Source organism: Streptomyces sp. 4F14, from assembly GCF_048159485.1.
In the GTDB taxonomy this organism is placed as follows: Bacteria; Actinomycetota; Actinomycetes; order Streptomycetales; family Streptomycetaceae; genus Streptomyces.
This window is the reverse complement of sequence record NZ_JBLRVY010000417.1, coordinates 1-313: the sequence shown is the minus strand read 5'-3', so window position 1 is coordinate 313 and position 313 is coordinate 1. Positions and strand designations below refer to the sequence as shown.

1 protein-coding gene is annotated in these 313 nt (G+C 71.2%); it reads left to right on the top strand.

What is annotated here, in order from left to right; all coding sequences use genetic code 11:
- On the top strand, positions 1–273 hold a 273-nt coding region (locus ACLZOT_RS51380; protein ID WP_416976164.1), incomplete at its 5' end, for an AMP-binding enzyme.
- Between the last annotated feature and the right edge of the window lie 40 nt (positions 274–313).

Sequence of the window (313 nt, the reverse complement as noted above, 5' to 3'; positions counted from 1 at the left end):
GTCGAGCACGCCCTGCGCGACTGCGCCGGAGCCGTCGACTCCGCGGTGCTGCTGCGCGAGGACACGCCCGGCGGTGCCGCCATCGTCGCCTTCCTGGTCGGCGAACGGTCGCCCGACGAGGTGCTCACCGGCCAGCTGCGAGACCGGTTGCCGAGCCATATGCTTCCCCGCTTCTTCGTATGGCTGGACGACATGCCCCTCAACCGGGCGGGCAAGGTCGACCGCAAGGCGCTGGCCAGGATGCCGGTCGGGGACCCGGTCCGACGTACCTGAGAGAAGGAGCCCAGTGGTGCCACGCGCAGAAGCCGGCGTG